A 4,644-nucleotide genomic window follows, 5' to 3' on the forward strand; every position below is an offset into this window, starting at 1 on the left:
TAGGTCTTCCATATGTTTGTCAGAGACTTGTCTTCACTCAGCKAGTGGTAGGTTTCCTTCCAGTTCCGAAACGATATTTTCTATTCCTTTTGATGCGTCACGAGCTACAGGAAATGCTTTGTTTTTTAAAGTATTGCATTATGCTCACCGTCAGACCTTCGATCTGAATGGTAACCCGTGGAACGGCTGGAGTGCGCGAGCCTGCTTATTTCCATCTGTTTGAAGACGAAGATATACGCAAGCAACAATGGCTCTATGGACAGCAGTACACCTCTTCCGGGCAGCCTTTGGTATATAACGGAGTTAATATTGTTTTGAATCCTGATGGTTTTGTGCTGCTGCCGGGTTCTGATTTTGATATTGGAGGGGCGGACGATGGAGGACGTCTTGCAGGAGCCCGCTGTGTCAAATACTATCCGGACAAAAATCATGTTGGTAGTAATGCGGGGAACGATGTGGTTGTGTTCCGTTTGGCAGATGTGCTTCTGATGAAAGCGGAAGCCATATTGCGAGGTGCTACAAACGGCACTACTGCGGAAGCGCTCGACGCAGCAAATATTGTTCGAAAAAGGGCATTTCCAAACAACCCTGAGAAACATTTTACCGCTGCTACATTGACCTTGGAAGCCTTATATAAAGAAAGGGCGTTGGAATTCACGTTTGAGGTTACGCGCCGTACGGATATGATACGCTTTGGAAAATGGGAAGATGCTATGCTGTTTAAGCCCGCCAATACTGCAGAAACATATAAAAGGATTTTCCCTATTCCGGCGACGGCATTGGCCAACAACCCAAATCTTTCACAGAATACAGGTTATAATTAGGATGTTATGAAAACAGTATATAACTATTTGTTAGCAAGTGTATGCTTATTGTGGGTGTTGGTAGGTTGTAAAAAGGTAGAACATGCTATTCCGGATGAAATAGTGTCCTTTAACGAGTCTACCCCTACAGCTGTGCAGGTGGGACAGAAGTTGAAAGTAGGCTTTCTGACCAATAATGTTAAATCTTTTGATTTTAGTTTGGTCAAAGATGGGACTAGCATTCTGCAGGAGCAAATTATCCTTTCGGACAATCAAAAGATTATCGAAAAGGAATTTGATATTCCTTTAAACGAAGAATATGTTGGAGAAGCAGTGTTGCGGGTTACTTATACGGCCGGAGGGCAGAACATAACCAAAGAGAGACCCATCACTTTGCAGGAGAGCAATCCTGTGATGTATGTAGTAGGAGGTTCTTTGGGGGCAGGCTGGGATCCTACAAGGGCTTCTATGATGACCGTTTATGATCCTGACAGCAAAACAAAATTTGAAATTTTTGAATATCTTACTGCTGAGGGAGGATTTAAATTTTTGCCTACCAATATAGATTGGAAAGGAGGTTATGGCAAAGGCAGTGCTGCAGGCTCACTTATGCAGGATGAGGAAGCAGAAAATCTGACGGTTTCGGAAGATGGTTTCTACCGCATTAGGATGGATGCCGAGGCATTGACCTATGAAGTCCTGAAAATTAACATGGGGGTCATTGGTGACGCTACACCGGGAGGATGGGACAATGATACGGATATGGCCTTCGAGGGAGGAAAAGGATCTTATACTTGGAAGGTAACGATAGATCTTGTTCCTGGAAAAATAAAATTTAGGGCTAATGATCAATGGACAATAAATTTTGGAGGAGATCTTAATAATCTAACTCAGGATGGACCGGATATAGAAATTGCTTCGGCAGGAACTTATGATATTACATTGCAACTTACTCCGGGAGCTTACAAGGCTATCTTAGAAAAGAAATAGCAAATAAAATGAACGTTTATTCTGCTGTTTTACGTATTTTAGCTCTATGAACACAATGTCATGGGGAATAGGAAAGGAAGAAATTATTGTTCTGCTAGTGATTGCAGTAGTGCTGGTTTCGGCATATTTCTTCTTTTCCAGGCTTTTGAGACGTAAATGAATTGTAGAGCTGCTTATCAAACTTAATAATAGAAAAACATAGAAGGGTGATAAAACACCCTTTTATTGTTTTTTTAGACCGCATGAGATTACTAGATATAGAGTCTGTATTTCTTTAACATTTGTTAAAAAATAAGAGTTTAAGCAGGCTTTCCCCGTATTAAAATCCATAAATAAATTTTATTCAGTACCTTTGCTATTACTTATTAAAAACAGACAAAGATGAGTACACAAAAAGGTCCAATTAGTCAATTTATTGAGCACAACTACCGTCACTTTAATGCTGCTGCATTAGTTGATGCTGCTAAAGGATACGAACAACATTTGCTAGAAGGTGGTAAAATGTTGATATCCTTAGGAGGTGCTATGTCAACTGCTGAATTAGGCGTTTCTTTAGCGGAGATGATCCGCCAAGATAAAGTACATATTATCTCTTGTACAGGAGCAAACTTGGAAGAGGATGTGATGAACTTGGTAGCGCATTCGCACTACAAACGTATTCCTAACTACCGTGATTTGACTCCAGAGCAAGAACGCGAATTGTTGGATAATCATTATAACCGTGTTACGGATACTTGTATTCCTGAGGAAGAAGCTTTCCGTCGTCTTCAAAAACATTTGGAAGATGTATGGCATGCCGCAGAAGAAAAAGGCGAGCGTTATTTCCCTCATGAGTTTTTATATCAGGTAGTGAAATCGGGAGTATTGGAGCAATACTATGAAATTGACCCTAAAGACTCATGGATTGTTGCTGCTGCTGAGAAAAACTTGCCTATTGTATGTCCGGGATGGGAAGACTCCACTACAGGTAATATCTTTGCTGCTAACGTTATCAAAGGTAACTTGAAAGCTTCTACTGTGAAGTCAGGTATTGAATATATGATTTACTTGACAGAATGGTATCGTGCTAATTCAGGAGGTAAAGGAGTAGGATTCTTCCAAATAGGTGGAGGTATATCCGGTGACTTCCCTATCTGTGTGGTGCCTATGATGTACCAAGATTTGGAATGGGAGGATGTTCCTTTCTGGTCTTACTTCTGTCAGATTTCGGATTCTACTACCTCGTATGGATCGTACTCAGGTGCTGTTCCTAATGAGAAAATCACTTGGGGTAAACTGGATGTGGATACACCTAAATTCATCATCGAATCCGATGCTACCATCGTAGCTCCACTTGTATTCGCTTGGGTATTAGGTCAATAATGGATATAGTGTCGTCATCCCTTTAGGGGATGACGATTATTGATTTTATCATCGGCGATGAGCAATCTTCTTACAGATAATCCTATAGCCCTTCAGGCTTTGATGAATGAAACCTTGTTTTCGGCAGGCTTCACGGCTGAGGATGCCGTACTTGCGGAGGTGTCATCATCATCTTCTGCCGTAGTGTGGGATTCGTCTAATGAAGAGTTTGTCTATCGGGGGGATAAAAGTTCAGGGATATTGTTTATTCTGCGGTATCCTGACTATCCTTATTTTTCACCGAAAGCCGAGGAAGCTTTCATCAAGACTTTGGGGGCTCTTAATATTGCTGCCGAACAGGTGGCGGTACTGAATCTTGCCAATCCCCAAAATCCTAACGACTTCAAACGTATCATGGCCTTCTTTCAGCCTAAAAAGATTACGCTTCTCGGCGTAGAACCTGCCTCGTTAAAACTTCCAGACATTGCCCATAACTCCTATATGAGAGGAAGAGTGGCTACGGTTTTCAACACCTTCTCTTTCGAGGAGATGTTTGTCGATATCAATAAGAAGAAACTTTTCTGGGGTGAGTTTAAGACATTTATCAATAGTTAATGGCTTTTAACAGTCAAATGTCTTCATAAAAGTCAGATTATCATAATTAAGCTTTAATTTTGCGAGGAAGATATTGCTATGAAAGCATATCGTCATAGCCAGAGCACTTTAAGTAGATTTCTAATAACCGAAATTCATATACATTGAAAAAGATAGAACTAGTATTTGCTACGAATAATGCCCATAAGCTGGAAGAGGTACAAGCTATTGTGGGTGAAAAGATTAGAATAAAGTCTTTAAGGGATATTGACTGTCATGACGACATTCCGGAGACTGGCGATACTTTTCAGGAAAATGCAAGGCAGAAGACAGATTATCTAGTGCAGAAATATGGCGTAAACTGTTTCGGTGATGATTCGGGATTGGAGGTGGATGCATTACATGGTGAGCCTGGGGTGTATTCGGCACGCTATTCCGGAACGCGTGATATGGAAAAGAATATCGACTTACTGTTGGAAAAGTTGGGTGATTCAGAAGACCGAAAGGCACGTTTTAGGACGGTAATCTCCTTATACCTTGACGGAAAGCAATACTTTTTTGAAGGAGCTATCGAAGGTAAAATCATCCATGAAAGAAAAGGAGAAAAAGGATTCGGTTATGATCCTGTTTTTATCCCTGATGGTTACGACAAAACATTTGCAGAGATGAGTGCGGAGGAAAAAAATTCCATAAGTCACCGCGCTATTGCTGTTTCCAAAATGGCTGAATTTTTAAAAGATATATAAAAATAAAGGAGCTCAATTTCGTAGAGCTCCTTTATTTTATCCCTCATCGCTGCTTTCTTCTGTTTCAATATTATTTTCTTTTGTTTCCGTTTTTTCTTCATCCTTAGGAAGTTCCCTCTTTCTGTTGTCGAGCATGGTCTTTCTTTGGATTTTGGACGGTCTTGAGGACG

5 protein-coding genes are annotated in these 4,644 nt (G+C 40.7%); all 5 read left to right on the forward strand.

Features of this window, described 5'->3' with window-relative positions:
• The first annotated feature begins 167 nt into the window (after window positions 1-167).
• The 5 genes from SD31_RS04865 (at window position 168) to SD31_RS04890 (ending at window position 4,474) form a co-directional block, all read left to right on the forward strand.
• Complete coding sequence (locus SD31_RS04865) at window positions 168-824, forward strand: RagB/SusD family nutrient uptake outer membrane protein (protein ID WP_052258664.1); 657 nt, start codon at window positions 168-170, stop codon at window positions 822-824.
• Between the two features lie 6 nt (window positions 825-830).
• On the forward strand, window positions 831-1,793 hold the full coding sequence (locus SD31_RS14980) for a SusF/SusE family outer membrane protein (protein ID WP_082021821.1): 963 nt from the start codon (window positions 831-833) through the stop codon (window positions 1,791-1,793).
• A gap of 381 nt (window positions 1,794-2,174) precedes the next feature.
• Complete coding sequence (locus SD31_RS04880) at window positions 2,175-3,155, forward strand: deoxyhypusine synthase family protein (protein WP_039053319.1); 981 nt, start codon at window positions 2,175-2,177, stop codon at window positions 3,153-3,155.
• Window positions 3,156-3,212: 57 nt separating this feature from the next.
• Window positions 3,213-3,749, forward strand: a complete 537-nt coding sequence (locus SD31_RS04885; RefSeq protein WP_039053320.1) for a hypothetical protein — start codon at window positions 3,213-3,215, stop codon at window positions 3,747-3,749.
• Between the two features lie 143 nt (window positions 3,750-3,892).
• The gene (locus SD31_RS04890) at window positions 3,893-4,474 is read left to right on the forward strand and encodes a non-canonical purine NTP diphosphatase (protein WP_197053538.1); all 582 of its coding nucleotides are present in this window, start codon (window positions 3,893-3,895) and stop codon (window positions 4,472-4,474) included.
• The last annotated feature ends 170 nt before the right edge of the window (window positions 4,475-4,644 follow it).

The organism is Sphingobacterium sp. T2, from assembly GCF_000814685.1.
GTDB lineage: Bacteria > Bacteroidota > Bacteroidia > Sphingobacteriales > Sphingobacteriaceae > Sphingobacterium > Sphingobacterium thermophilum.